This is a genomic window from Burkholderia sp. AU17457, from assembly GCF_002223255.1.
GTDB classification, from domain to species: domain Bacteria; phylum Pseudomonadota; class Gammaproteobacteria; order Burkholderiales; family Burkholderiaceae; genus Burkholderia; species Burkholderia sola.
The window spans coordinates 145781-171407 of sequence record NZ_NKFB01000005.1 but is presented as its reverse complement, the minus strand read 5'-3'; the positions used below and the strand labels follow the sequence as shown (position 1 = coordinate 171407).

Annotated in this window: 21 protein-coding genes; 9 read left to right on the top strand and 12 right to left on the bottom strand. The window is 68.0% G+C overall.

What is annotated here, in order from left to right; all coding sequences use genetic code 11:
- Nucleotides 1-109: 109 nt before the first annotated feature.
- From CFB49_RS18040 to CFB49_RS18030, 3 genes are all read right to left on the bottom strand, one after another.
- Nucleotides 110-3748: a hydantoinase B/oxoprolinase family protein gene (locus CFB49_RS18040; protein WP_089491942.1), complete on the bottom strand. Its 3639-nt coding sequence runs from the start codon at nt 3746-3748 to the stop codon at nt 110-112.
- Between the two features lie 133 nt (nt 3749-3881).
- On the bottom strand, nt 3882-5180 hold the full coding sequence (locus CFB49_RS18035) for an MFS transporter (protein WP_069618927.1): 1299 nt from the start codon (nt 5178-5180) through the stop codon (nt 3882-3884).
- A gap of 84 nt (nt 5181-5264) precedes the next feature.
- On the bottom strand, nt 5265-6038 hold the full coding sequence (locus CFB49_RS18030) for a putative hydro-lyase (RefSeq protein ID WP_089435984.1): 774 nt from the start codon (nt 6036-6038) through the stop codon (nt 5265-5267).
- Between the two features lie 205 nt (nt 6039-6243).
- Here CFB49_RS18030 and CFB49_RS18020 point away from each other — a divergent pair, with 205 nt between their 5' ends.
- Nucleotides 6244-7176 carry a LysR family transcriptional regulator gene (locus CFB49_RS18020; protein WP_069618929.1) on the top strand — a complete coding sequence of 311 codons (933 nt, stop codon included), beginning with the start codon at nt 6244-6246 and terminating at the stop codon, nt 7174-7176.
- Nucleotides 7177-7327: 151 nt separating this feature from the next.
- Complete coding sequence (locus CFB49_RS18015) at nt 7328-8218, top strand: hypothetical protein (RefSeq protein ID WP_089491941.1); 891 nt, start codon at nt 7328-7330, stop codon at nt 8216-8218.
- Nucleotides 8219-8228: 10 nt separating this feature from the next.
- Here the strand turns inward: CFB49_RS18015 and CFB49_RS18010 are convergent, their stop codons facing one another.
- The 5 genes from CFB49_RS18010 to CFB49_RS17990 form a co-directional block, all read right to left on the bottom strand.
- Entirely contained in the window at nt 8229-8555 is a 327-nt protein-coding gene (locus tag CFB49_RS18010) for an antibiotic biosynthesis monooxygenase family protein (RefSeq protein ID WP_069619066.1), read from the bottom strand.
- A 64-nt stretch (nt 8556-8619) separates the two neighbouring features.
- Nucleotides 8620-9606 (bottom strand): YkgJ family cysteine cluster protein, encoded by a 987-nt coding sequence (locus tag CFB49_RS18005; RefSeq protein WP_089491940.1) that lies wholly within the window; start codon nt 9604-9606, stop codon nt 8620-8622.
- Nucleotides 9600-10304, bottom strand: coding sequence for a MetQ/NlpA family lipoprotein (locus CFB49_RS18000; protein WP_089492772.1), 705 nt, complete (start codon nt 10302-10304; stop codon nt 9600-9602). The genes CFB49_RS18005 and CFB49_RS18000 overlap by 7 nt, the downstream gene beginning before the upstream one ends.
- 53 nt (nt 10305-10357) lie before the next feature.
- The gene (locus tag CFB49_RS17995; protein WP_089491939.1) at nt 10358-11407 is read right to left on the bottom strand and encodes a formylglycine-generating enzyme family protein; all 1050 of its coding nucleotides are present in this window, start codon (nt 11405-11407) and stop codon (nt 10358-10360) included.
- Between the two features lie 15 nt (nt 11408-11422).
- Nucleotides 11423-13372, bottom strand: a complete 1950-nt coding sequence (locus CFB49_RS17990; protein ID WP_089491938.1) for an arylsulfatase — start codon at nt 13370-13372, stop codon at nt 11423-11425.
- Nucleotides 13373-13649: 277 nt separating this feature from the next.
- On the opposite strand from CFB49_RS17990, the gene CFB49_RS17985 reads away from it, so the two are divergent.
- Complete coding sequence (locus tag CFB49_RS17985) at nt 13650-14363, top strand: hypothetical protein (RefSeq protein WP_143329298.1); 714 nt, start codon at nt 13650-13652, stop codon at nt 14361-14363.
- Between the two features lie 58 nt (nt 14364-14421).
- Here CFB49_RS17985 and CFB49_RS17980 read toward each other — a convergent pair whose 3' ends face one another.
- A complete protein-coding gene (locus CFB49_RS17980; protein ID WP_089492771.1) occupies nt 14422-15729 on the bottom strand; it encodes an MFS transporter in 1308 nt (435 codons plus the stop codon).
- Between the two features lie 170 nt (nt 15730-15899).
- Nucleotides 15900-16829 carry a LysR family transcriptional regulator gene (locus CFB49_RS17975; RefSeq protein ID WP_089491936.1) on the bottom strand — a complete coding sequence of 310 codons (930 nt, stop codon included), beginning with the start codon at nt 16827-16829 and terminating at the stop codon, nt 15900-15902.
- A gap of 127 nt (nt 16830-16956) precedes the next feature.
- On the opposite strand from CFB49_RS17975, the gene CFB49_RS17970 reads away from it, so the two are divergent.
- The 6 genes from CFB49_RS17970 to CFB49_RS17945 all read left to right on the top strand — a co-directional run bounded on the left by CFB49_RS17970 (nt 16957) and on the right by CFB49_RS17945 (nt 22527).
- Nucleotides 16957-17976, top strand: a complete 1020-nt coding sequence (locus tag CFB49_RS17970) for a zinc-dependent alcohol dehydrogenase family protein (protein ID WP_069618935.1) — start codon at nt 16957-16959, stop codon at nt 17974-17976.
- A 193-nt stretch (nt 17977-18169) separates the two neighbouring features.
- On the top strand, nt 18170-18460 hold the full coding sequence (locus CFB49_RS17965) for a co-chaperone GroES (RefSeq protein WP_011694564.1): 291 nt from the start codon (nt 18170-18172) through the stop codon (nt 18458-18460).
- Between the two features lie 12 nt (nt 18461-18472).
- The gene (gene groL, locus CFB49_RS17960; RefSeq protein ID WP_089491935.1) at nt 18473-20113 is read left to right on the top strand and encodes a chaperonin GroEL; all 1641 of its coding nucleotides are present in this window, start codon (nt 18473-18475) and stop codon (nt 20111-20113) included.
- A 566-nt stretch (nt 20114-20679) separates the two neighbouring features.
- Nucleotides 20680-20940 carry a hypothetical protein gene (locus CFB49_RS17955; RefSeq protein WP_256976226.1) on the top strand — a complete coding sequence of 87 codons (261 nt, stop codon included), beginning with the start codon at nt 20680-20682 and terminating at the stop codon, nt 20938-20940.
- A gap of 132 nt (nt 20941-21072) precedes the next feature.
- The gene (locus CFB49_RS17950) at nt 21073-21594 is read left to right on the top strand and encodes a PTS sugar transporter subunit IIA (RefSeq protein WP_089491934.1); all 522 of its coding nucleotides are present in this window, start codon (nt 21073-21075) and stop codon (nt 21592-21594) included.
- A 48-nt stretch (nt 21595-21642) separates the two neighbouring features.
- On the top strand, nt 21643-22527 hold the full coding sequence (locus tag CFB49_RS17945; RefSeq protein WP_089491933.1) for an amino acid kinase family protein: 885 nt from the start codon (nt 21643-21645) through the stop codon (nt 22525-22527).
- A gap of 80 nt (nt 22528-22607) precedes the next feature.
- Here the strand turns inward: CFB49_RS17945 and CFB49_RS17940 are convergent, their stop codons facing one another.
- Nucleotides 22608-24617, bottom strand: a complete 2010-nt coding sequence (locus CFB49_RS17940; protein ID WP_069618939.1) for a family 2A encapsulin nanocompartment cargo protein cysteine desulfurase — start codon at nt 24615-24617, stop codon at nt 22608-22610.
- Nucleotides 24592-25524 (bottom strand): family 2A encapsulin nanocompartment shell protein, encoded by a 933-nt coding sequence (locus tag CFB49_RS17935; protein ID WP_006479760.1) that lies wholly within the window; start codon nt 25522-25524, stop codon nt 24592-24594. The genes CFB49_RS17940 and CFB49_RS17935 overlap by 26 nt, the downstream gene beginning before the upstream one ends.
- Nucleotides 25525-25627 lie beyond the last annotated feature (103 nt).

The window sequence follows — 25627 nt, the reverse complement described above, 5'->3', positions numbered from 1 at the left end:
TTTGATTCCATTCGTGCGCGAATACGCGGTTTTATTCCACAGTTCGTTGCAATATTCTCCGCCCGCCCCCGTCGCACCCGGCGCGGCGCATCCGCGCCGGGTGCGCGGGTCAGCCTGCCGCGCCGTAGCCGCCGCCGCCCGGCGTTTCGACGACGAACACGTCGCCGGGCGCCATCTGCGCGCGGCCGATGTGGTCGAGCGCCTCGACCGTGCCGTCCGCCCGCTCGATCGTGTTGTGGCCGAGCGCGCCGGCTTCGCCGCCCGCCGCGCCGAACGGCGCGTGGACCCGGTTGTTCGACAGGATCGACGCGGTCATCGGCTCGAGGAAGCGGATCCGCCGCACCGCGCCGTCGCCGCCGCGCCAGCGCCCGCCGCCGCCCGAGCCCGCGCGGATCCGGTGCGAATCGAGCCGCACCGGGTAGCGCCATTCGAGCACCTCGGGATCGGTGAGCCGCGAGTTCGTCATGTGCGTCTGCACCGCGGCGACGCCCGCGAAGCCGTCGCCCGCGCCGCTGCCGCCCGCGATCGTCTCGTAGTACTGGTATTGATCGTTACCGAATGTGAAGTTGTTCATCGTTCCCTGGCTCGACGCGATGCAGCCGAGCGCGCCGTACAGCGCGTTGGTGATCGCCGACGACGTCTCGACGTTGCCCGACACGACGGCCGCCGGGTAGTCGGGGTTCAGCATCGAGCGAGCCGGCACGATCACGGTCAGCGGCTTCAGGCAGCCGGCGTTCAGCGGGATGTCGTCGCCGACGAGCGTGCGGAACACGTACAGCACGGCGGCCATGCAGACGGCCTTCGGCGCGTTGAAGTTGTTGTCGAGCTGCGCGGACGTGCCGGTGAAATCGATCTCCGCGCGGCGGGCGGCACGATCGACGCGGATCGCGACGCGAATCTCCGCGCCGTTGTCGAGCGGGTAGCGGTACGCGCCATCCTGCAGCGCACCGATCACGCGCCGCACGGCTTCCTCGGCGTTGTCCTGCACGTGCGTCATGAACGCGAGCACGACGTCGCGGCCGAACTGCGCGACCATCCGGCGCAGCTCGTCGACGCCCTTCTGGTTCGCGGCGACCTGCGCGCGCAGGTCGGCCATGTTCTGCTCGACGTTGCGCGCCGGATAGCGGCCGGATGCCAGCAGCGCGCGCGTCTCGGCATCGCGCAGCACGCCGGCCGACACGAGCTGCCAGTTGTCGATCAGCACGCCTTCCTCGTCGATATGGGTCGAATCGGGCGGCATCGAGCCCGGCGTCGTGCCGCCGATGTCCGCATGGTGGCCGCGCGAGCCGACATAGAACAGCGGCGCGTCCGAGCCGTCCGCGAACACCGGCGTGATGACCGTCACGTCCGGCAGGTGCGTGCCGCCGTGGTACGGATCGTTCAGCATGAACACGTCGCCGTCGCGCATGCGGCCGCGGTTGCGCTCGATCACCGTGCGGATGCTCTCGCCCATCGAGCCGAGATGCACGGGCATGTGCGGCGCGTTCGCGATCAGGTTGCCGTCGCCGTCGAAGATCGCGCACGAGAAGTCGAGCCGCTCCTTGATGTTCACCGAGTACGCGGTGTTCTGCAGCCGCAGCCCCATCTGCTCGGCGATCGACATGAACAGGTTGTTGAAGATCTCGAGCCGCACCGGATCGGCGTCGGTGCCGAGCGAGCGGCGCGTCGGCAGCGGCGTCGTGCGCGTCAGCACGAGATTGCCCTGGGCGGTCATCCCGGCGCGCCAGCCGGGCTCGACGACGGTCGTGCCGTTCTTCTCCGCGACGATCGCCGGGCCGTCGATCGTATCGCCGGCGCGCAGCGTGTCGCGCACGACCAGCACCGCGTCGTGCCACCGGCCGCCGGAATAAAAGCGCACGGCCGTGCGCGCTTGCGGCGTCGCGCCCGCCTCGCGCGGCGCGAGCGGCGCGATGTCGACCGGCGCATCCGAGCGGCCGATCGCCTCGACCGATGCGAGCTCGGCCACGAGCGGCGTACCGGGCATCAGGAACGCGTAGCGCTGCCGGTACGCAGTTTCGAACGCCTGCTGCATCGCCGCGACCGAGCCGGCCGGCACGTCGAGCGCGGAATCGGTGCCCTGGTAGCGCAGGTGCACGCGTCGCTCGGTCGCGATCCGCTCCGGCGGCACGCCCTGTTCGAGCAGCGCGCCGATGGCCTCGTCGGCCAGCCGGTCGAGCGCCGCGTTCAGCGCCGGCAGCGACGCATCGGTCAGCACGGCCTCGACCGCGCGCTCGCGCATCGCGGTCTGGTCGGCGAGGCCCATCCCGTACGCGGACAGCACGCCCGCGAGCGGATGCGCGAACACCTGTGTCATCCCGAGCGCATCGGCCACGCCGCACGCGTGCTGACCGCCCGCGCCGCCGAACGTCGTCAGCACGTAGCGCGACACGTCGTGGCCGCGCTGCACGGAGATCTTCTTGATCGCGTTCGCCATGCTGCCGATCGCGATCTCCAGGAACCCTTCGGCGAGCGCCTCGGGCGTCTCGCGCCGGCCGGTCGCCGCGTGGATCTCGTCGGCAAGCGCCGCGAATTTCGCGACCACGCCGTCGCGGTCGAGCGGCTGGTCCGCATGCGGGCCGAACACGCGCGGGAAATGATCGGGCTGGATCTTGCCGAGCATCACGTTGCAGTCGGTCACCGTCAGCGGGCCGCCGCGCCGGTAGGCGGCCGGCCCCGGGTTCGCGCCGGCCGATTCGGGCCCGACGCGCAGCCGCGCACCGTCGAAACCGAGCACCGAGCCGCCGCCGGCCGCGACGGTATGGATGCTCATCATCGGCGCGCGCATCCGCACGCCGGCCACCTGCGTCTCGAACGCGCGCTCGAATTCGCCGTTGTAGTGCGATACGTCGGTCGACGTGCCGCCCATGTCGAAGCCGATCACCTGGCCGAAACCGGCCGCGCGCGCCGCGCGCACCATCCCGACGATGCCGCCGGCCGGGCCCGACAGGATCGCGTCCTTGCCCTGGAACGCGTCGGCGCGCGTGAGGCCGCCGCTGCTCTGCATGAACTGCAGGTTCACGCCCGGCATTTCGCGTGCGACCTGCTCGACGTAGCGGCGCAGGATCGGCGACAGGTATGCGTCGACCACGGTCGTATCGCCGCGCGACACCATCTTCATCAACGGCGACACCTCGTGCGACACCGACACCTGCGTGAAGCCGATGCGGCGCGCGAGCGCCGCCAGCATGCGTTCGTGCGCGGTATGGCGATAGCCGTGGATCAGCACGATCGCGAGCGCACGCACGCCGCTGTCGAACACGCGGCGCAACGACGCTTCGGCACCCTGAACGTCGAGCGGCACGACCACGTCGCCGTGCGCGCCAACGCGCTCGTCGATCTCGACGACCGTCTCGTACAGCGCGTCAGGCAGCACGATGTCGAGATCGAACAGGCGCGGCCGGTTCTGGTATGCGATGCGCAGCACGTCGCGAAACCCGCGCGTCGTGGCCAGTGCGGTGCGTTCGCCCTTGCGTTCGAGCAGCGCGTTGGTCGCGACCGTCGTGCCCATCTTCACCATGTCGACCTGCGCGGGCGTGATCGGCTCGTCCGCCGCGAGGCCGAGCAGGTGGCGGATGCCGGCCACGGCCGCGTCGCGGTACTGCTCGGGGTTCTCCGACAGCAGCTTGTGCGTGACGAGCGTGCCGTCGGGCCGCCGCGCGACGATGTCGGTGAACGTGCCGCCGCGGTCGATCCAGAATTGCCAGCGCGCGGTGTCGGAGGGAACGGAGGAAAGGTGTCGGTCAGTCATGATGTCGGTCGATGCGTCGTTGATTCGAGGGACGAGCGCCGCCGCACGGCGCGCGTCGCGCGCCGTGTCACGGTGTCGAGGAAAGGGGAGGAAAAACGCGGGGCGGGGCGGGCCGCCCCGCCGCTGCCGTCGGTCAGGCGGCGTCGAGTTCGCGTCCGCGGGTCTCGGGCAGCGTCAGCGCGGCGACGATCACCACGCCGTACGCGGCGACCGCGAAGATGCCGATGCTCGTGCCGAGCCCGTACTGCTTGGACAGCGCGCCGATCAGGAACGGGAACAGCGCACCGATCGCGCGGCCCACGTTGTAGCAGAAGCCCTGGCCGGAGCCGCGCACGCGGGTCGGGAACAACTCGGTGAGAAACGCGCCCATCCCCGAGAAGATGCCCGATGCGAAGAAGCCGAGCGGGAAGCCGAGCCACAGCATCGATGCGTTGGTCAGGTTCAGCGACGTGTACGCGAACGCGATCACCATCGAGCCGACCGCGAACAGGATAAAGTTCGGCTTGCGGCCGAGGCGGTCGGTCAGGTACGCGCTCGTCAGGTAGCCGACCCACGAGCCGAAGATGATCATCGCGAGATAGCCGCCGGTGCCCATCACCGTCAGGTGCCGTTCGGTCTTCAGGAAGGTCGGCAGCCACGTCGTGATCGCGTAGTAGCCGCCCTGCGCGCCGGTCGTCAGCAACGCCGCGCGCAGCGTCGTCGTGATCAGCTTCGGCGCGAAGATCTCGGTGAGGCGCGGCGCGTCGGCCACTTTCGCCTGCGCGGCCTTCTCCTTCTCGTAGACGTCCGGCTCCTTCACGTAGCGGCGGATCGCGACGACCAGCAGCGCGGGCGCGAGCCCGACGAGGAACAGCGCGCGCCACGCCTGCTCGGCCGGCAGCACCGAGAACAGCAGCGCATACAGGAGCGCGCACAGCCCCCAGCCGATCGCCCAGCCCGACTGCACGAGGCCGACCGCCCTGCCGCGATCGCGCGCGCGGATCACTTCGCCGATCAGCACCGCGCCGGCCGTCCATTCGCCGCCGAAGCCGAAGCCCATCAGCGCACGCGCCGCGACGAGCTGATGGTAGTTCTGCGCGAGCCCGCACAGCGCGGTGAACACCGCGAACCACAGCACCGTGAGCTGCAGCGTGCGCACGCGGCCGATGCGGTCGGACAGGATGCCGGCGATCCAGCCCCCGAGCGCCGACGCGAGCAGCGTGATCGTGCCGATGAATCCCGCGTCGGCAAGCGTGATGCCCCAGGTCGCGACGAGCGTCGGGATCACGAACGACAGCATCTGCGTGTCCATCCCGTCGAGCATGTAGCCGACCTTGCAGCTCCAGAATGCGCGGCGTTCGCGCGGCTGCGCATCCGCGTACCACGAGAACAGGCCGCTGCGCTCGCGGCTCGCGGGCTCGGCGGCGGGCGCCGCGAGGGTCTTGCTTTCCATGGTGGTGCTCCTGTCGTGATGCGTCGTCAAATGGCGTGTGGTGCGGTGTGTCGCAGGTGCGCCGCGTGCGCGGCGCTCGGCCGGTCAGAACACGGCCAGCGATGCGTTCGTGATGTCGGTCATCAGCATGTGGCCGGGCGTATGCGCGATCGCGATCGGCAGCTTCGCGTCCATCAGCGCGGTTTGCGGCGTCACGCCGCACGCCCAGAACACCGGCAGCTCGCCGTCGCGGATCGTCACCGCGTCGCCGAACTCGGGCGCGTCCAGATCCTCGATACCGAGTTCCCGCGGATGGCCGATATGGATCGGCGCGCCGTGCACGCCCGGGAACCGGCTCGTGATCTGCACCGCGCGGATCGCGTCGGCGCCGCGCAGGGGCCGCATCGACACGACCAGCTGGCCGCCGAAAATCCCCGCGCGGCGGTTCGCGATCGACGTGCGGTACATCGGCACGTTGCGCCCCTCCTCGACGTGGCGCAACCCGATCCCTTCGCGGGCAAGCATGTCCTCGAACGAGAACGAGCAGCCGATCGCAAATACGACGAAATCGTCGCGCCACAGCGCTTCGAGCGATTCGACGCGCTCGGTCAGGCGGCCGTCCCTATATACGTTGTAGCTCGGCACGTCGGTGCGGATGTCGAGATCCTCGCCGAGCGCGGCGATCCGGAACGCGCCCGGTTCGCCGACGCCCAGCAGCGGGCAGGCCTTCGGGTTCGCCTGGCAGAAGCGCAGGAAATCGTGCGCGTACGCGTCGGGCAGAATCGCGAGGTTCGCCTGGGCAAACGGGCCGCAATGGCCGGCGGTCGGGCCGCGGAACGCGCCGCGGCGCACGGACTGGCGAAATTCGGAAGGCGTCATGATGGTCGGTCGCAGATCGGGATGGCGGGGCGATGACGGTGGTGGGTCATCGGATATGGCGAAGAATAGAAAGGAAAAAATTTTGTCGCCAACGAGTTTTTTTGCGCCCGTTGTATAGAATTTCTTAACGACTCTGCGGGTTTTCCCCGGTCCCGTTCGCTTTTCGTCGCCGGCAAGCTGCGCATCCATTGCTCGCCCGACCGCCATGAACACGCGTTTTCTCGAAACCTTCGTCACGCTCGCGAAGCTGCGCAACTTCCGCACAACGGCGGCTGCGCTGCACGCGACGCCGGCCGCGATCTCGCAGCGCGTGAAGGCGCTCGAGGACGAACTGCACACTATCCTCGTCGATCGCGACAGCCGCGCGTTCCGGCTCACGCCGAACGGCGAATACCTGCTCGGCTATGCGAAAGCCGTCGTCGAGGCGACGCAGGAACTGCAGGCCGCCGCGTCCGGCGAGCGCGCGCTGCGCGGCAAGCTGCGGCTCGGCGTGATCGAGACGGTCGTGCACAGCTGGCTGCCGCACTATATGCGGCGGCTCGCGGCCGACTATCCGCAACTGGAAATCGACCTGACCGTCGACGTCAGCGTCGTGCTGCAGCGCCGGCTGATGGCCGGCGAGCTCGATCTGATCATCCGGGTCGAGGGCAGCGACGAGGCGTCGGTCGTGTGCGACGCGCTCGCGAACTACCCGGTGCGCTGGATCGCGCGCGCCGGGCTGCTGCCGAACACGCGCACCGGCCTCGCACGGCAGGTACTGCGCCAGCCGATCCTCACCTACGGGCGCGGCACCGCGCCCCATCGCGCGCTGGAAGACATCGTCCGCACGCTCGCGCACGCACACGGCGTGCCGCTATCCGAGACGCGCATCACCGGGTCGCCATCGATCTCGGTGATCGTGCAATTGGTGCGCGACGGCTTCGGCGTCGCCGCGATTCCGGTGCTGTTCGTCGATGCGCTGATCGAGAGCGGCGAAGTCGTCGAGTTGCCGCTGCAGCCGTCGCCGCCGTCGATCGTCGTGTCGATGTCGCGACGGGCGGACGCGCCGCGGTTCGTGCACGGTGCGTCGATCGCCGCGCGGGCGGCGTGTCATGAATATTGCGAAAAAAGCACGCGGTTGCTGGTCGAAGCGCTTTGACTTTTCAGCGGCGAGCGACACACGTTCGACATCGCCGCGCGAATCGCCCACAATCGCGTTCGGCGCGTCGCCATATCGGCGCCGCGCATCGTGAATGACGGGCCGGCCGGCATTCGTCGCTTCGCATGATCGTGCACCACGAGAAGGCAACATGCAGATTCGCTCCGCTTCGTCCCGCCTGAACCTCGCGCGCGTCGTGATCGTCGCGCTGTATGTCGCGTCGCTGCTGCTGCCCGTCGCGGCCGAACCGCCGAATGCGGTCGGCGCGGTAAGCTGGTGGCGCGGCTACACGGTGCTCGCGCTTGGCGAGCTCGCGATCCTCGACCTGCAATTCGCCTGGCTCGGCAATCCGCTGCTCGTCGTCGCGCTGCTCAGGCCGAGCCGTACCGTGTCGGCGCTGCTGGCCGTGGTCGTGGTCTTTGCGCTCGGCTGGCATACGATTCCGACCGACGCGAACTACGAAACGATCCGCACGTTCGGCGCCGGGTACTACCTGTGGATCGCGGCGATGGTGGGCGCCGCCGCGTTACCTTGGATCGACGGGCGCGAGCGGCAGGAGGGCGTGACGCCGAGCCGTGCCGCCGGCGCCGTGGACGGGGTCGTACCGAACGGCGCCGTCACCGGCACCGGCGGCCCGGCCCGGCCGAATGCCGCGCCGGCATCGACGCGTCCGCCTGCCCGGCAGAGCGGCTGGACCGTGACGGCAACCGATACGCGCATCGAGTCGACCGATCAGACCGGGACGACACGCGGCATCGCGCTGTCCGAGCTCGGCGCGATCCTGATCGAAACCAACGACCAGGGGCCGTTCGTGTCGGATGTCTGGTGGGTCCTGTTCGATACGAACAAGCAGTTCGCGTGTGCCTTTCCGCAGGATGCCGAAGGTGCGAAGGCGGCGGTCGACCGGCTGCTCGACCTGCCCGGCATCGACCACCGCAAGGTCATCGACGCGCAGACGTCGATCCAGAACGCGACGTTCCCGATCTGGGAGCGTGCGGCGCGCGAACCGGCCACGCCGGGAGAAACCGGCGCGACCGCCTGACCGGCGACCGTTACGCGGATGACCCCGCATGCGGCGGCGTCAGCTTGCCGTCGCCATACTCGCGCAGCACCTGCGAAATCACGACGCGATACCCGTCCAGCCAGCGCGCCTGCTTCGCCTTGGCCTCGAGATGTGCGGGATGCTGCATCAACTGCCGCAGCGCCGCCTCGGATTCCCAGTAGTAGACGTTCTGGACCAAGCCGGCTTCCGCGTTCTCCCACGTTTCCTCGCCGAGATAGCCGGGCGTCGCGCGCGCCATGTCGGCAATCTGCCGGTCGAGCCGGTGGAATTCGTCGTCGTACTGCCCGGCACGAAAAATGAAGGTCGACGCGTACATGCCGCTCACTCTGCCACGATTGAAAGAGCGCCAAGTGTAAGGCACGCGCGGCGTGCCGCGATCGTCACACGGCGAGCGAAGCGGCGCCGACGCGATCGTCGAGCCACGCGTCGATGCGCGGCGCATCGTCACGCGTGGCGGCGGTGGGTGACGGCATGGCCGCGAGCGCTTGTCGCGCCCGTTCCAGCGCCTGCGCGAAGCCGCGCAATTCGTGCGTCGCCCGCCGGTCGTCGGGCCGTCGGCGCGCGAGCGCCGCTTCGACGTTCGCGCCGATCAAGGCCAACTGCGCGTCGATGAAGTCGATGCACAGCGCGCGGCAATGCGCGGATACCTGAGCGACGACGAGCAGGACCGGCACGATCGACACGGTCAGGTAGCCGCCGGGCGCCAGCCGCGACAGCGCATGGCGCACGCCCTGCCCGCCGTCGGTCAGCGACGCGAACACGGCGTCGCGCCACACCGCGCGCTCGAACACGAGCGCATCGCGATGCGCGTCGAGCGCCGCACGATCCGCGACCTGTCCGGCCGTCACCAGCGGAATCGGGAACGACGATTCGTTCGCGGGCTGCACACTTCCGGCCTCGACGATGCAGTTCGCGCCCAGCCAGGCCGCATCGTCGCGCCGTGCCGCAAGCACATGGGCCTGCAACCGGTCGGGCAGCATCGGATCGAGCGGCACCGCGCGGCAGATCGACGGCTTGTTCGCGTGCACGCCGCAGCGGCCGTCGTCGGCGAGTGCCGCGCAACGCCCCAGCGACGGATAGTCGTAGCCTTGCAGCGTCAGTGCGAGCCATTCGGGATGCACGCCGCCGCCGCGATGGAGCAGCCGGTCCGCCAGCGCATCGGCGGCCGCGACGTCGTCCGCATCGAGCGTGTGCTCGCCCCCGCCTGCCTGCCAGCGTTCGCCGATCCGCCGCTTCGGTACGCGACGAATCGTCAACGCGCCGACGAAGCGGTGCCGATGCCGGAACAGCTCGCGCAACGACAGCGCCGGCGCGCTGTTGCAGCAGCGGCCGCACGCGTTGCACGCGAGCAGGTAGGTGTCTACCACGGCCGCCGCACCGAATCCTGGTAGCGCGTGAGAATGAAGCGCGCGACGTCGTCCGAGTGATACGCGGCGACGAGCTGCGCGACCCACGGCTTCGCGCGATCGGCGTCGCGCACCGTGAGCACGTTCGCATACGGCGAGCGGGCGTCCTCGAGGCTGATGCTGTCGCGCGCGGGCTGCAGCCCGGCGCGGGCCGCGTCGTCGCTGTCGATCGCGACGAACGCGGCCGTATCGAGCGCCGCGTAAAGGCGGTCGCCGCGCAGCGCGACGAATTTCAGCGCGAGCCGGTTGCCCGTCACGTCGCGCAGCGTCGCATGCAGCCCGGCTTTTTCGCGCAGCGTCACCAGCGTGTCGTTCTGCAGCAGCACGAGCGCACGCGCCATCCCGCGTGGATCGGCCGGCAGCGCGACCGTCGCGCCGGGTTGCAGTTCATTCAGGTTCTTCAGCTTGCGCGAATAGAACGCCATCGGCAGCGTGACGGTCGGCGCGACGGCGGTGAGCGCATAACCTTTCGCCGCGCGCGTGGCGCTCAGGCGCTGCGCATCCTCGAAGCTGGCCGCGTCGATCCGCCCGTCGGCCAGCGCCGTGTCGATGCGCGACGCATCGTCGAATTCGACGACGTCGACACCGAGCCCGCGCGTGACGCCGACGCGCACGGCCGGCGCCAATGCTTCGGCAGCCATCGTCGATCCCTGAGGCATCAGCGCCCAGGCAGCCAGCAGCCACGCCGAAACGAATCGCCCGATACCCGTCGTCACGACGCATCCCTCAGGATCGTGCGAAACCCGATATGCGATGCGCCGAGATCCGCTTCCTGCTGTTCGCGCGACGATGCGCGATAGCGCACGCAGTAATCGCGCGAACACAGGAACGAGCCGCCCTTGATGACCATCGGCGTATCGTGCCGGTGCGTCGGCGGCGCGACGGCCGCCGTGTCGCCGTTCGTATGCGACTGATGCGGGCCCGTGTACGCATCCTTCGTCCATTCCCATGCGTTGCCGATCATGTCGTAAAGACGAAAGCCGTTCGCCGCATAGCAGCCGACGGGCGCCAGCCCCGCGTGACCGTCCTCGGCCGAGTCGAGCACCGGAAACGCGCCCTGCCAGTAGTTCGCGGCCGGCTTGCCGTTCGCGTCACGCGGCGCCGCATCGAGCGAGGCGTCGTCGCGGCCGGCCTTGCCCGCGTATTCCCATTCGGCCTCGGTCGGCAGGTCGCGGCCGAGCCAGTGCGCATACGCGAGCGCATCGCGCTGCGTGACGAGCGTCACCGGCAGGTTGCCGAGCCCGTCCACGTCGCTGCCGGGCCCGCGCGGATGCCGCCACGACGCGCCCCTCACCCACGACCACCATGCGAGGTCGCGCGCATTCAGCTCGTCGCGCGTCGGCACATGGAACACCGCCGCGCCGCCCTGTTGCTCGGCCTCGGTCACGTAACCGGTGGCCTGCACGAAGGCCGCGAACTGCGCGATCGTCACGTCGGTCTGGTCGATCCAGAAGCCGCCGACACGCGTCTTGCCGTCGCCGGCCGGACGCTCGTCCGCATAACCGCGCGTGCTGCCGAACACGAACGCGCCGCCGCGCAAGTGCACCATTCCCGCCTTCGGATCGTCGCGCCACTTCGCCGGCAGCCCCGAATAGCGCTTGCACTCCCGCTCCGAGCCGAGCGGCGCGAGCGCGCGGCCGCGATTCAGCGCGTCGAACGCGCCGCCTGCCGGCGCCGCCGGATTCGCGTAGCCCACCGCGAACGCGGCAGCGAACAGCGTGGCGGCCAGCGCAGCGCCGATCGTCCAGAAACGCAACCGCATCGTGTCGCCTCGCGATCAGTAGTAGCCGCGCGGACGCAGCGGCTCGACGCCACCGACATTGCTCATGTAGGTCTTCCACTGATCGACCAGCGTGCCGATCACCGACGGGTTCTGCGCCGACACGTCGGTCGTCTCGCCACGGTCCGCCGCGAGATCGTAAAGCTGCCAGTGACCGTCGAGCGGGCCGAGCGGCGGCTCGGTCCACAATGCCTTCCAGCGACCGTCGGCGCTGCGCAGATACGCGCGGCCGTATGCTTCGTCGCCGAACGGCGTCGTATGCACTTCGCCCGTCGTCGAACCGGTGAGCACCGGCAGCAGCGACTGGCCCGTCACCGGATACACGTAGCGGTTGTTGTAAATGACCTTGCCCTTGTTCTGGTCGACGCCCGTCAGCGTGTTCACGAGCGGCGGCGCCGGTTGCGACGGCGGCGTGACGCCCGCGACCGCGAGGAACGTCGCCGTGTTGTCGGTCACGTGCGTGAATGCGCGCAGCGTCGGCAACGGTTGCGACTGGCCCGGCAGGTGCACGATCGTCGGTGTCGACACGCCGCCTTCGCCCGAATAGCCCTTCGTGAGCCGGAACGGCGCCGCGCTGACTTCGGCCCAGCGCAGCCCGTACTGCAGGCGCTGCGCGTTCTGCTTGCCGTTGTCGGTGCCGAGCGCCGAATAGGTGGGCTCCTGCGCGTTCGCGGTGTCGGTTGCGGTCGGGTCCGCGCCGGAATCGATCGGCCAGCCCTCCGCGCCGTTGTCCGACTGGAACATGATGAACGTGTTGTCGTATTCGCCGATGTCCTTCAGGTGCTGGATCAGGAGCCCGATGTTGTAGTCGAGGTTCTCGACCATCCCCGCGTAGATCTCCATGTAGCGCGCCTGGGCCTTGCGTTCGGCCGGCGACAGGCTCGACCACAGCTTGTCGACCTTGCCGGTGCCGTAGTCGCTGTAGCCGTCCGCGGCCGAATGCACCGCGCTGATGTACTTCGCGTTCGCGGTGCCGTTGTTCGCGGTCGCGGGCGATGCCGCCGTCGTCTCCGGCAGCCCGTCGAACGGCTTGAAATCGGCGGGAATCAGGCCGAGCGCCTTCTGTCGTGCGATCCGCGCGTAGCGGATCGCATCGTAGCCGGCGTCGTACACGCCCGCGTACTTGTGCAGCCACGGATCGGGCACCTGCAGCGGCCAGTGCGGCGACGTGTAGGCCGCGTACGCGAAGAACGGCTTGCCGTCCTGCTTGTTCGCATCGATGTACGAGATCAGCTTCTGCGTATAGAAATCGGTCGAATAGAACACGGCCGGGCTGCCGCCCGTACCGCCCGGTTGCCCGGGCTGGCCCGGCTGCACATAGCGGCCGTCTTCCGTGTAGTTCGACGAGCCGGCAGGCTCGTGCGCGAAGTGATTCGTCGCCGCGCCGCCGAGCAGCACGTAGCTGCGCTCGAAGCCCCACTGGTCGGGCGTCTGCCCGCTGCCCGTCGCACTGCCGACGATACCCGAGCCGATGTGCCACTTGCCCGCGATATACGTGTGATAGCCGGCGTCCTTCAGCAGTTGCGCGAACGACAGCGCGCGATCGTTCAGATAGCCCTCGTAGCCGGGCAGCCCGCGCCGCTCGTCGGTCGGCACGCCCATCGTGCCTTCGCCGACGAGATGGTGATCGGTGCCCGACACCAGCATCGCGCGCGTGATCGCGCAGACGGTGCCCGTGTGGTGATTCGACAGGATGCGGCCCGACGCGACGAGCGCGTCGAGGTTCGGCGTGTTGATCTCACCGCCGAACGCATGGATGTCGGAATAGCCGAGATCGTCGGCCATGATGTACAGGATGTTCGGGCGCTTGGCCGGGGGCGTCGCGCTGGCCTGCGGCGGCGGAGCGCTGTCGACGCCACCGCACGACGCGAGCGACACCGCGCCGGCAATCGCGGCGCAAACGACACGGAAACGAAAAGCATGCAACGGCGACGCGGACTTTTTCATTCTTGTTGACGCTCGATCTACGGGAGCGGCGATCTTAGCGTCGCTCGCGCAGCGCCCAAAGTCGGATTCGTCACATGCTAACGGGGTGGGGGAATATGCACCTCGGACCGCGTGCGCTTGCCTACGCTTTCCAAGCCGAATATCAAGATAGGAGCCGGCATCCGCGATCCATAATCCGGTCGCGCGCCGTCGTTGAAGCGCGCGGTCGCATGTTGCTGTCGCTTGAAAACATCACGCAGGCATGCCGTCCAACCCGGGAATCTTCATCGGAGACCTCATGTTGAAAATCAAGGAACTACTGAAAACCCTCGATACGTGCGAGCCTTACCGACCGATAAAGGCGCTGTCGATCGAGCGAGCGCGGAAGGCGTCGACGCTTCTGCTTGGCGGTAGCGGCGTCTGCTTCCTGCTGCTCCTCGTGTTGGCGGGGTGGCACAAGCTCGCTGCCGCCGAGTGGCAGGTGATCCCGGCAATCACGCTCTATATATCTACCGTGGCGCTCAGCCTGCTCTCTCTCGTTGTCGAACCCATCGTCGGCGTCATGCAGATGTTTCGCTGGAAACAAGAAGCGCTGGAGACGCTCACCCGCGAGATAGAGACTGACGAAAGGAACGCTCGATCCCTGAACAGCCATGCCGACGACACCCTCAAATACGCGCAGCATTGCCTGCAGCTCAAGGTGAAACGCCTCGATTCACGCGTCGTTTCTTTTTTTGGCAGCGGCGCGGCGGCTTATGCACTTCTTGCCGTCACGTTCACCAACATCAAGGACGCGGGTGGATTGCCGTGGCTGAGGAACACGCTAGCGAGCGGACTCGTCTCCGGAAACTTCATCAACACGGTGATTCTCTGGGGTATCGCGCTCGTCTTTGGACTGTCCGTCGGCTCGATGATGCTGAAGCGGGTCCAGTCGCGCTTCACGTACCAACTCGAGTTGATCGAATTGACGTTGTTGCGGCGGACGTTGGAGACAGCGGGAAAGAACACCTAGCACCTTCGGCACAGCGGCGCGATATGCGCGCCGAGGCCGTGGCCACGACTCGCGTCGATCAACCCGTCCGCCCCGCCGCGACCGGCATCGCGCGCCGCGACGCAATCCGCAACGCAAGCACGCCGCCCGCCAGCAACGCGACCGCGACGAGCAGCAGCGCGAGATCGTACGAATGCGTGACGTCCTTGATCCGCCCCATCACCGGCGGCAGCGCGAGCCCCGCGATGTTCGCGACCGCATTGATGAGCGCGATCGAGGCAGCGGCCGTGAGACCCGACACGTATTCGGTCGTCACGGCCCAGAACACCGGCGTCGCGGCCCAGTTGAAGCCGACCGCGAGCACCAGCAGCGCATACGCGACGGGCAGCACCGGCATATAGATCGCCGCGACGAGCAACGCGCCGGCCAGCAGCATCGGCACGCCGAGATGCAGCGCGCGCTCGCCGCCGAGATCCGAATGCCGGCCGTTCAGGTACATCGCCACGCATGCGAACAGGAACGGCAGCGCCAACAGGCTGCCGACCGCGAAGCTCGACTGCCCCGACAGATTCTTCACGAGCAGCGGGAGAAACAGCGTAAGGCCGATCGTGCCGAACGCCTGCAGCAGCCAGAACGCGGCGAGCGCCCACACCTTGCCGTCGCCGAACGCACGCCGCAATGCGACGCCGTGCGACAGATGCTCGCGCGGCGCGCTGGCGCGCAGCGTCGCTTCGAGCCACGCCCGCTCGTCGGCCGGCAGCCAGCGCGCGTGCGCGGGCGTATCGGGCAGGCGGCGCAGCACGACGAATCCGAGCAGCAGCGCAGGCACGCCTTCGAGCAGGAACAGCCAGCGCCAGCCCTCGACGCCGAGCACGCCGTTCAGGTTCAGCAGCGCACCGGACAGCGGCAGCCCGATCACCGACGCGAGCGTCGCGCCGATATAGAAGAACGACATCGCACGCGCCCGATCGCTCTGCGGATACCACGCGGACAGGTAGTAGATGATGCCCGGCGTGAAGCCGGCTTCTGCCGCGCCGAGCAGCAGCCGCATCGCATAGAGCTGCCCCGGCGTCTGCACGGCGCTCATCGCGGCCGCGACGATGCCCCACGTGAACATGATCCGCGCGATCCAGCGGCGTGCGCCGACCCGTGCGAGGAACAGGTTGCTCGGCACCTCGAACAGGATGTAGGTCACGTAGAACAGCCCCGCGCCGAGCCCGTACATTTCGGCGCTGAGGCCGAGGTCGGCATTCATCTGCAGCGCCGCGACCGAGATGTTCGAGCGATCGATGTACGCGACGAGGTACAGCAGCATCAGGAACGGAATCAGGCGCAGGTTCAGGCGGCGCATCGTCGCGGCATGCAACTGCGGGGCGGTGGCGGTCATCGGCATGTCTCCTGGATCGTCTCGCGCGAGGCGCGGCGTCATGCGGGCCAGTCTAGGAGTCACGCGAAATTCGCGTCAATTACCGGGGCACCTTCTCGATATGTGAGACGCACTCGGGCGCGATGCGCCGCCAGCCGCGGTGTCGCATCGTCACCGGAGAATCTGCCCCGTCATGCGCGCGCCCCGCTTGCATCGTCGGACGCCAGCATCCGCGGAATCTCGTCGACCAGCGCATCGACGACCACCCGCACCTTCGACGGCACGTGACGCGCCGCCGGCCGCACCACGAACACCTCGGCGCCGGACACGCTGTTGCTGTCCATCACGAGCGCAAGGCGGCCGTCGCGCTCGTACGGCGCCATCAGCCAGCACGGCAGCCACGCAAGACCCGCGCCGGCCGCAGCCGCATCGGCGATCGCCTGCAGGTCGTCCAACCGCAGCCGGCCGGCCGCGCGATGGTCGTGCACCGCGCCGTCCGCGCCGATGATCCGCCACGGCGTCGGCTGTCCGCCGCGCGAATACGCGATGCCGACGTGCGACGCGAGTTCGTCGAGCCCCGACGGGCGGCCATGCCGCGCGAGATACGCGGGCGATGCGCAGATGCCCATCCGCTGCACGCCGAGCTTCCGGCCGACCAGCGCGCTCGTATCGGCCAACTCGCCAATGCGCACCGCCAGGTCGAAACCGTCGTTGACGAGATCGGCCACGCGGTCGCTGAACGACATGTCGATTTCGAGCCGCGGGTGGCGCTCGACGAGACGCCGCACGACGGGCGCCACGCACTGCCGCCCGAACAGCACGGGCACGCTGATGCGCACGCGCCCGGCCGGCTCGCGGCGGCCCGCGTCGAGCGCGGCCTCGGTCTCGCCGAGTTCAGCGAGCAGCCGCCGGCATTGCTCGTAATAGACGAGCCCTTCGTCGGTCAGGCCGAGCTGGCGCGTCGTGCGCTGCAACAGCCGCGCACCGAGACGCAGCTCGAGCCGCGCGACGATCTTCGCGACGGCCGAGCGCGTCATGCCGAGGCGCAGCGCCGCCGCCGCGAAGCTGCCCGATTCCACCACGTCGACAAATTCGGCGACGCCCCTCAGCCGTTCATCCATGCCGCTCCGCTCCCGTGCGATGCCAGGGTTGTTTCCATGCCGGCGACAATCGTTGGCCGAATTCTCGCCAATGCGTCCACCCGCGCAACACTATGATAGTCCCGACTATCTCGAAAAAGGAGTCGACATGCATGCATGGCAAATCAAACCGGGCGACGGCATTGCCGGGCTCCGGCGCATCGACGCGACGCTGCGGCCGGTCGGGCCGACCGATGTCGTCGTCAAGATCCATTCGGCCGCGCTGAACTATCGCGATCTGATGTTCGCGCGCGGCGACTATCTGGGGATCGGTAAGGAAGCGCTGATCCCGGTCGCCGACGGCGCCGGCGAAGTGGTCGAGACCGGCCGCGACGTCACGCGCTTCAGGCCGGGCGACCGCGTGATCAACACCTACTTCCCGCGCTGGATCGACGGGCCGCCGACGCCGCACAAAGTGTCGGGTTCGCCCGGCGCGCAATTCGATGGCGTGCTGGCCGAACGCTTCGTCGCCGACGAAACCGCGCTGGTTGCGATTCCCGCGCATCTCGACTACGACGAAGCGGCGACGCTGTCGTGCGCGGGCGTCACCGCGTGGAACGCGCTGTTCGTCGGCGGCGGATTGAAGCCCGGCGCGACCGTCGTGCTGCTCGGCACCGGCGGCGTATCGATCATCGCGCTCCAGCTCGCGCAGGCGACGGGGTTGCGCACGATCGTCACGTCGTCGAGCGACGCGAAGCTCGAACGCGCCCGTGCACTCGGTGCGGACGCAACGATCAACTATCGAACGACGCCCGAATGGCAACATGAAGTATTGCGGCTCACCGGCGGCGCGGGCGCGGATCTCGTCGTCGAAGTCGGCGGCCGCGATACGCTGCCGCGCTCGATCGCCGCGACGAAGCTCGGCGGCATCGTGTCGATCATCGGAGGCCTCAGCAGCTTCGGCGGGCCGGTACTCGATCTGCTGCCGCTGATCGGCGGCGTCAAGCAACTGCATGGCTTCATGGTCGGCAGCCGCGCGATGCTCGACGACGTCGTGCGGCTCGTCGACGCGAAGCGGATCGAGCCGGTGGTCGATCGCGTGTTCGGCTTCGACGAAGCGCCGCAAGCGTATGCGTACCTGCAATCGGGGCAGCACTTCGGCAAGGTGGTGATTCGCGTCGCGTCGTAACGCCTGAGGGCGGCACACGCCGCCCTCTCCCGCATCCTCCCTCTCCGTTCCCCGTCTTCCCGTCCAAAGCGCATTCGCGCAAATGCTTTTCCGAATCCGTTATTGGATCGCGCCGCCCTGCATTTTTATACTCGTCAGCACTCTCTGTTAAAGAGTGCCAGCCAATTTCGACAGAACAGCACAGGACGAAAAAATGAGCCTACGCCCCTTGCACGACCGCGTGATCGTGAAGCGACTCGACCAGGAAACCACCACCGCATCGGGCATCGTGATTCCCGACAGCGCCGCCGAAAAACCCGACCAGGGCGAAGTGATCGCCGTCGGCCCCGGCCGCAAGGACACGGACGGCCAGCGCATCGTGCCCGACCTGCAGGTCGGCGAGCGCGTGCTGTTCGGCAAGTACGCGGGGCAAGCCGTCAAGGTGGACGGCAACGAGTTTCTCGTGCTGCGCGAAGAAGACATCGTCGCGGTCGTCAATCAATAACGGAGCGCAATCATGGCAGCCAAGGAAATCATTTTCAGCGACATCGCACGGTCGAAGCTGACCGAAGGCGTGAACATTCTCGCGAACGCGGTGAAGGTCACGCTCGGACCGAAGGGCCGCAACGTCGTGCTCGAACGCAGCTTCGGCGCACCCGTCGTCACGAAGGACGGCGTGTCGGTCGCGAAGGAAATCGAACTCGCGGACAAGCTGCAGAACATCGGCGCGCAGCTCGTGAAGGAAGTCGCGTCGCGCACCAGCGACGCGGCCGGCGACGGCACGACGACGGCCACCGTGCTCGCGCAGGCAATCGTCCGCGAAGGCCAGAAGTACGTCGCGGCCGGGCTCAATCCGCTCGACCTGAAGCGCGGCATCGACAAGGCCGTCGCGTCGGCCGTCGACGAATTGAAGAAGATCAGCAAGCCGACCACCACGAGCAAGGAAATCGCGCAGGTCGCGACGATCTCCGCGAACGGCGAGGAATCGATCGGCCAGCGCATCGCCGAAGCGATCGACCGCGTCGGCAAGGAAGGCGTGATCACCGTCGAGGACGGCAAGTCGCTCGCCGACGAGCTCGACGTCGTCGAAGGGCTGCAGTTCGATCGCGGCTACCTGTCGCCGTATTTCATCAACAATCCGGACAAGCAGATCGCCGAGATCGAAAACCCGTACATCCTGCTGCACGACAAGAAGATCTCGAACATCCGCGACCTGCTGCCGGTGCTCGAACAGGTCGCGAAGTCGGGCCGGCCGCTGCTGATCATCGCGGAAGACGTCGAAGGCGAAGCGCTCGCGACGCTCGTCGTGAACAACATCCGCGGGATCCTGAAGACGGTCGCGGTCAAGGCGCCGGGCTTCGGCGATCGCCGCAAGGCGCTGCTCGAGGACATCGCGATCCTCACCGGCGGCCAGGTCATCGCCGAGGAAACGGGCCTGACGCTCGAAAAGGCCACGCTCGCCGAACTCGGCCAGGCGAAGCGCATCGAGGTCGGCAAGGAAAACACCACGGTGATCGACGGCGCGGGCGATGCGAAGAGCATCGAGGCGCGCGTGAAGCAGATCCGCGTGCAGATCGAAGAGGCGACGTCCGACTACGACCGCGAGAAGCTGCAGGAACGCGTCGCGAAGCTCGCGGGCGGCGTGGCGGTGATCAAGGTCGGCGGCGCGACCGAAATCGAGGTGAAGGAGAAGAAGGATCGCGTCGACGACGCGCTGCACGCCACGCGCGCGGCCGTCGAGGAAGGCATCGTGCCGGGCGGCGGCGTCGCGCTGATCCGCGTGCGGCAGGCGATCCGCGAACTGAAGGGCGCGAACGCCGACCAGGACGCCGGCATCAAGATCGTGCTGCGCGCGCTGGAAGAACCGCTGCGCCAGATCGTCACGAATGCGGGCGAGGAAGCGAGCGTCGTCGTCGCGAAGGTCGCGGAAGGCACGGGCAACTTCGGCTACAACGCGCAGACGGGCGAGTACGGCGACCTCGTCGAATCGGGCGTGCTCGATCCGACCAAGGTCACGCGCACCGCGCTGCAGAATGCGGCGTCGGTGGCCGGGCTGCTGCTGACGACCGATGCGACCGTGTTCGAAGCGCCGAAGGATGCGGCGCCGGCCGCCGTGCCGGGCGGCCCCGGCGCGGGCGGGCCGGGGTTCGATTTCTGACGATGCGACAGCGTGCGCGCCGGTTTGTCGGCGTGCACGCGGTTGGGCAGGGTCCTGCAACGCGTGGCGACGAAAGTCGTCACGCGTTTTTCTTTAAGACCGACCGTCTGCGGAGCCGTTGGCGCACACCAAACGTTCTGGTGCGCGCCCTGCCGCACGAGCGCGCCCTCTGGCAGTGCAACAACGCGCGACTCACATGCCTTTACGACCTTTTTACTTGCACCTGCGCACCCGTTCACTAGAATGGGTTCGCCATCCACGACCGAGCACGCGCCATGCGCATCCGAAGTCCTCGTCCTCCGAGTTGCTTTTTCGCCTGACAGGCCGGACGCCTGCGTCTCCTTCCCGAGCCACCGTCCTGCCGCAGACGGACGATGCGCGCCGTAGTCCTTTCCGCGCACGCTTGAACGCGATGTCGATACGGTCGTCACGCATCGCAATGCGTGCGTTCGAGCACGGGCATGCGACGCAAGCCGCGTGACGACGCGTGATCGATCCGCCGATTCTAGCCAGTTGCCTTGCATCACCTATTTCATTCACGGGGCCTTCCGCTTCCGCAACATCGCGTGCCCCGTCTCGATCGTCTTTCATACAGGAGCCGTGAAATGATGCTGGGTTTGACGTTCTGGAAACACGTGATCGGCAGGCGGACCGAAACCCTCCACGAGGCGCGAACGACGGCGCACGACCGCCGTCGCCGGGTGTCGAGAACGCTCGTACTGGCGAGCGCCGCGGTCGCGTTCGCGGCAATCGCGTTCGGTGCGCCGGTCGTCGGCATTTCGGTGTTTCTGCTGACAACGCTGCCGTTCGCGCTGTCGGGCACTTGAGGCCATCCGCATCGGGCGCGGCGCCATCGTCGTTCGATACGAAATTTTAATGCCCGCCCACCGCGTATCTGACACCGTCTTTACGCGCGCTTGTCTAGGATTTCCCTGTCATCCCGACACGGAGCAATCCGCATGCAAACGCAGCAGGCCGCCGTCGGCGGCCAATCCCCCCTCCCTCACCGACGCGGCAGCACCCCGTTCGCGACCCGGCTCGCCGACGCCTGTCCACCGGACAACATCGTGCTCGATGTGCCCGTGGAAAGCGCGAGCCAGTTGTTCGACCTGGTCGCACGCCATGTCGCGAGTTGTCGCGGCGTATCCGCTGAGCGGATCCGGGCCGAACTGATCAAGCGCGAGCAACTCGGCTCGACCGGCCTTGGGCAAGGCGTCGCGATTCCACACGCACGCATCGACGGGCTCCGCTCGTCCGTCGCGCTGTTCGTTCGCGCGCGGTATCCGTTCGGATTCAACGCGCCGGACCGCAAGCCCGTGCGCGAATTCATCGTGCTGGTGCTGCCGCACGCGGACGACCGCGTGCATCTCGAACTGCTCGCCGACGCCGCGCGATGGTTCAGCGAACGCGCGATCCGGCAGGCGTCGCGCGATGCGCAAACGCCCGACGAGATTCACCGGCTCATGCAACGCACTGTTTGACCCGACATCGTGCAACGACAGGCATCTCCTTCATCATTTCGGATTCCCATGTTCCCAGACCCTGATACTCCCACTCGACGCGCGGCCGGGCTGACCCGCTCGCTGCCTTTCATGCAGGCGCTGCACGGACAGACCGTCGTCGTCGTCGACGGCGGTACCGCAAGCGACGCCACCTCGCGCTCCACATTCGCACAGGATGTCGCGCTGCTCGCGCTCACCGGCATCCGTCCGATCGTGATCCAGAGCATCCCGACCGCGTCCGGCACGCAATCGGTCCACACCGTGCATGCGGCCATGACCGGCGTCAATCATGAACTGGTGCGCCTGATCGGCAGCCACGGCGCGCGGGCGATCGGAATCGACGGTCACGACGGCGGCTTGCTGGTTGCCGCCGCTGAACCCGACTGCGCGAGCACGAGCACGGTCGCACGATTCGACAGCGCTGCGTTGAACGCGTTTCTCGACAATGGACTGGTGCCCGTCGTGATGCCGGTCGCACCGGACGACGCGGGCCACGATCGGCTGCTGCGCCCGGAGCGGCTCGGCAGCCTGTTCGCGCAACGCACGGGCGCCGTCACGCTGGTGATGATGGTCGACAGCGCATGGCTGCGCGAACTGGGCGAGCTTGCCGGCCTGTACGGCATCACGGAGCTCGAGCAATGGCTCGCCGAGCATCCGGCCGCCGACGCGGCACCGTGCGTGCGCGACGCGCTCGATGCGCTTGCACACGGCGTGCAGAACGTGCACCTCGCCGATATCGGGCAACCCGATTCGCTGATCGACGAACTGTTGACGGAGGAAGGTTCGGGCGTGGTGTTCTGCCGGCGCGGCAACACCGATCTGCTGTCGGAAACCCGTCGCTACTTCGCCGATTCGGCGTGCGTGCTGCGCGACGGGTTCAGCGTCGAGCAGAAGCCGGTCGTGCGCTTCTGACCGGGCAGCATAAAAATGCTTGCGGCGGCCCGCGAAGGCCGCCGCAAGCGGACCACATCAACATCGGCGCAACGAAAGCGTCAGCGTCGCGCCGCCAGTCTCCTCACGACACTCACCAGCGCATCGACTTCATCGCACGTGTTGTAGAACGCGAGCGACGGCCGCACCGTGGCTTCGAGCCCGAAACGCCGCAGGATCGGCTGCGCGCAGTGATGCCCCGAGCGCACCGCGATGCCCTCTTCGTTCAGCGCCTGCCCGACTTCCTCGGTTTCATAGCCCTTCAGCACGAACGACAGCACGCTCGCCTTGTCGCGCGCGGTACCGACGAGCCGCACGCCCGGCACCGGCGCGAGCACGCTCGTTGCATACGCGAGCAAATCGTGCTCGTAGCGCGCGATGTTCTCGATGCCGACACGGTTCACGTAGTCGAGCGCCGCGCCGAGCCCCACCGCGTCCGCGATATTGCCTGTGCCGGCTTCGAAGCGGTTCGGCGGCGGCTGGAACACCGTGCGCTCGAACGTCACGTCCGCGATCATGTTGCCGCCCCCCTGCCACGGCGGCATGTCGTCGAGAATCGCGCGCTTGCCGTACACGACGCCGATCCCGGTCGGCCCGTAGATCTTGTGCCCGGAGAACACGAAGAAATCCGCATCGAGCGCCTGCACGTCCACACGCATGTGCGAGATCGACTGCGCACCGTCGACGAGGGCCTTCGCGCCCGCGCGATGCGCGAGCTCGACGATCTCCTTCACCGGCACGACCGTGCCGAGTGCGTTCGACACCTGCGTGACGGACACGATCTTCGTGCGATCGTTGAGCAGCTTCCGGTATTCGTCGAGCAGCACCTGCCCCGAATCGTCGACCGGAATCACGCGCAGCTTCGCCCCCTTCTGCGCGGCAAGCTGCTGCCACGGCACGATGTTCGCGTGATGCTCGAGATGCGACACGACGATCTCGTCGCCTTCGCCGACGTTCTGCACGCCCCACGTCTTCGCGATCAGGTTGATCGCCTCGGTCGTGCCGCGCACGAACACGATCTCGTCGGGCGACGATGCGCCGATGAAGCGCTGCACCGTTTCCCGTGCATGCTCGTACGCATCCGTCGCGCGGCCGGCCAGTGCGTGCGCCGCGCGGTGGATGTTCGAGTTCTCGTGTGCATAGAAGTATGCGAGGCGGTCGATCACGGCCTGCGGCTTGTGCGTCGTCGCCGCGTTGTCGAACCAGACGAGCTGCTTGCCGTTCACGCGCTCCTGCAGGATCGGGAAATCGCGGCGAATCGCGTTCACGTCGAACGGCGGATGCGCGCCGCGATACAGCTGGCCTTGCGGCTCGGCTGCCTGCGCATCGTCGATGAAATAACGCGGCACATCCGCGCCCGATGCACCCGACGCACGCGATACCGGCACGTCGCGATGCACGGCGAGCAGCGCGCGCAGCGCGTCATCGCCCGGCAGCCCGAACGCTTCCGGCGACGCCAGCCCGTTCGACGGTACGACGATGTCCTGCGGCGTCGCCTGCCAGCCTTGCAGCGAACCGTCGGTGAAGTAGTATGGCGACGCCTTGGCCGCACCTTCCGGTGCCGGCGCATTGACCTGCGGCACACCGAGCGCCGCGCCGCCGACACGCGGTTCGAGCGCGGGCGCGATCGACACCGCGTTGTCGGGCAGCCCGTTCTGCGCGGCCGCATGCGGCGCGAGCGCGGGGGCGCGGTTGCCGAGCGACAGCACGTGCGTCGGCGCGGACGGCGCGAGGTTCGCGCCCGGTACCTTGCCTTGCGGCAACGCAAGACCCGGCACACCGGTGCCCGCCCCGCCCGGGCCCGCGAGCGGCGAACCGCCCGGCACCGGGTTGCTCACCGACGCGAGGATCGGCGCCGCGGCCGGCAAGGCCGACGGCACGCCGCCGACCGCGCCGCTACCCGCCGACAGCCCGGGCGCGGTGGCCTGCCCGGGCGGCGTCGCGAAGAACTCGGACGCGAGCCGCGCGAGCGTCGCCGGGTCGGGCAAGCCGGCCGGCAGCGGCGCGTGCGGCAGCGCGTGCGCGTCGCCGCCGGCCAGGCCGGGATTAACGGTAGGTGTCGGGATAGTCATGGAACTTGGCGATTTCGACGTCATCGAGGACAGCCAGCGCATCCGGCGAATGGACCGCGAGCGAGCAATACAGCGAGATCAGGTACGACGCGATCGCCTGGTTGTTGATCCCCATGAAGCGCACCGACAGGCCCGGCCCCTGCTCGCCCGCGACGCCCGGCTGGTACAGGCCGACGACGCCCTGGCGCTTGTCGCCGACGCGCAGCAGCAGGATCTTGGTCTTGCCGTCCGCGACCGGCACCTTGTCCGACGGAATCAGCGGAATGCCGCGCCACGTGAGGAACTGCGAGCCGAACAGGCTGACCGTCGGCGGCGGCACGCCGCGCCGCGTGCATTCGCGGCCGAACGCGGCGATCGCGAGCGGGTGCGTGAGGAAGAATGCCGGCTCCTTCCACACCTTCGTCAGCAGCTCGTCGAGATCGTCCGGCGTCGGCGCGCCCGTCAGCGGGAAGATCCGCTGTTCGTCGGTCACGTTCGCGAGCAGCCCGTAATCGGGATTGTTGATCAGCTGGCTTTCCTGCAGCTCCTTGATCGTCTCGATCGTCAGGCGCAGCTGTTCCTTGATCTGGTCATGAGGACTGCTGTAAAGATCGGAGATCCGCGTATGCACGTCGAGCACCGTGCTCACCGCATTCAGGAAGTACTCGCGCGGCTGTTCCTCGTACGGTACGAAGGTCTGCGGCAGCACGCTTTCATCCTCGAGCTGCGTGCACGCGGCGCGCACCGCCTCCGGGTTCTTCACCTGGTTCAGGCGGTAGATGCCGGCCTCGACCGGCACCCATTGCAGAAGATGGGTCAGCCAGCGCGGCGTGATCGTGGAAAGCTGCGGGACGGTCTTGGTAGCGTTCGCTAGTTGGCGGGCGGCGTGATCGCTCAGCGCGGCCGTGCCGCTTGCAACGGTCGACATGTGTGGCTCCGGGTTCTTAAGATGAAAAACGGGATTGCTTATGACGCTGGGTGATTATCGGAAGCACGCCCCTGCCGGCTCAACATGCTATAGCCGTCAGGTC

What these genes read in the sequence shown, in the direction of transcription:
- CFB49_RS18040 (WP_089491942.1), bottom strand. Translation starts at nt 3,748, where the DNA reads ATGACTGACCGACACCTTTCCTCCGTTCCCTCCGACACCGCGCGCTGG.
- CFB49_RS18035 (WP_069618927.1), bottom strand. Translation starts at nt 5,180, where the DNA reads ATGGAAAGCAAGACCCTCGCGGCGCCCGCCGCCGAGCCCGCGAGCCGC.
- CFB49_RS18030 (WP_089435984.1), bottom strand. Translation starts at nt 6,038, where the DNA reads ATGACGCCTTCCGAATTTCGCCAGTCCGTGCGCCGCGGCGCGTTCCGC.
- CFB49_RS18020 (WP_069618929.1), top strand. Translation starts at nt 6,244, where the DNA reads ATGAACACGCGTTTTCTCGAAACCTTCGTCACGCTCGCGAAGCTGCGC.
- CFB49_RS18015 (WP_089491941.1), top strand. Translation starts at nt 7,328, where the DNA reads ATGCAGATTCGCTCCGCTTCGTCCCGCCTGAACCTCGCGCGCGTCGTG.
- CFB49_RS18010 (WP_069619066.1), bottom strand. Translation starts at nt 8,555, where the DNA reads ATGTACGCGTCGACCTTCATTTTTCGTGCCGGGCAGTACGACGACGAA.
- CFB49_RS18000 (WP_089492772.1), bottom strand. Translation starts at nt 10,304, where the DNA reads ATGCCTCAGGGATCGACGATGGCTGCCGAAGCATTGGCGCCGGCCGTG.
- CFB49_RS17995 (WP_089491939.1), bottom strand. Translation starts at nt 11,407, where the DNA reads ATGCGGTTGCGTTTCTGGACGATCGGCGCTGCGCTGGCCGCCACGCTG.
- CFB49_RS17990 (WP_089491938.1), bottom strand. Translation starts at nt 13,372, where the DNA reads ATGAAAAAGTCCGCGTCGCCGTTGCATGCTTTTCGTTTCCGTGTCGTT.
- CFB49_RS17985 (WP_143329298.1), top strand. Translation starts at nt 13,650, where the DNA reads ATGTTGAAAATCAAGGAACTACTGAAAACCCTCGATACGTGCGAGCCT.
- CFB49_RS17980 (WP_089492771.1), bottom strand. Translation starts at nt 15,729, where the DNA reads ATGACCGCCACCGCCCCGCAGTTGCATGCCGCGACGATGCGCCGCCTG.
- CFB49_RS17975 (WP_089491936.1), bottom strand. Translation starts at nt 16,829, where the DNA reads ATGGATGAACGGCTGAGGGGCGTCGCCGAATTTGTCGACGTGGTGGAA.
- CFB49_RS17970 (WP_069618935.1), top strand. Translation starts at nt 16,957, where the DNA reads ATGCATGCATGGCAAATCAAACCGGGCGACGGCATTGCCGGGCTCCGG.
- CFB49_RS17965 (WP_011694564.1), top strand. Translation starts at nt 18,170, where the DNA reads ATGAGCCTACGCCCCTTGCACGACCGCGTGATCGTGAAGCGACTCGAC.
- groL (WP_089491935.1), top strand. Translation starts at nt 18,473, where the DNA reads ATGGCAGCCAAGGAAATCATTTTCAGCGACATCGCACGGTCGAAGCTG.
- CFB49_RS17950 (WP_089491934.1), top strand. Translation starts at nt 21,073, where the DNA reads ATGCAAACGCAGCAGGCCGCCGTCGGCGGCCAATCCCCCCTCCCTCAC.
- CFB49_RS17945 (WP_089491933.1), top strand. Translation starts at nt 21,643, where the DNA reads ATGTTCCCAGACCCTGATACTCCCACTCGACGCGCGGCCGGGCTGACC.
- CFB49_RS17940 (WP_069618939.1), bottom strand. Translation starts at nt 24,617, where the DNA reads ATGACTATCCCGACACCTACCGTTAATCCCGGCCTGGCCGGCGGCGAC.
- CFB49_RS17935 (WP_006479760.1), bottom strand. Translation starts at nt 25,524, where the DNA reads ATGTCGACCGTTGCAAGCGGCACGGCCGCGCTGAGCGATCACGCCGCC.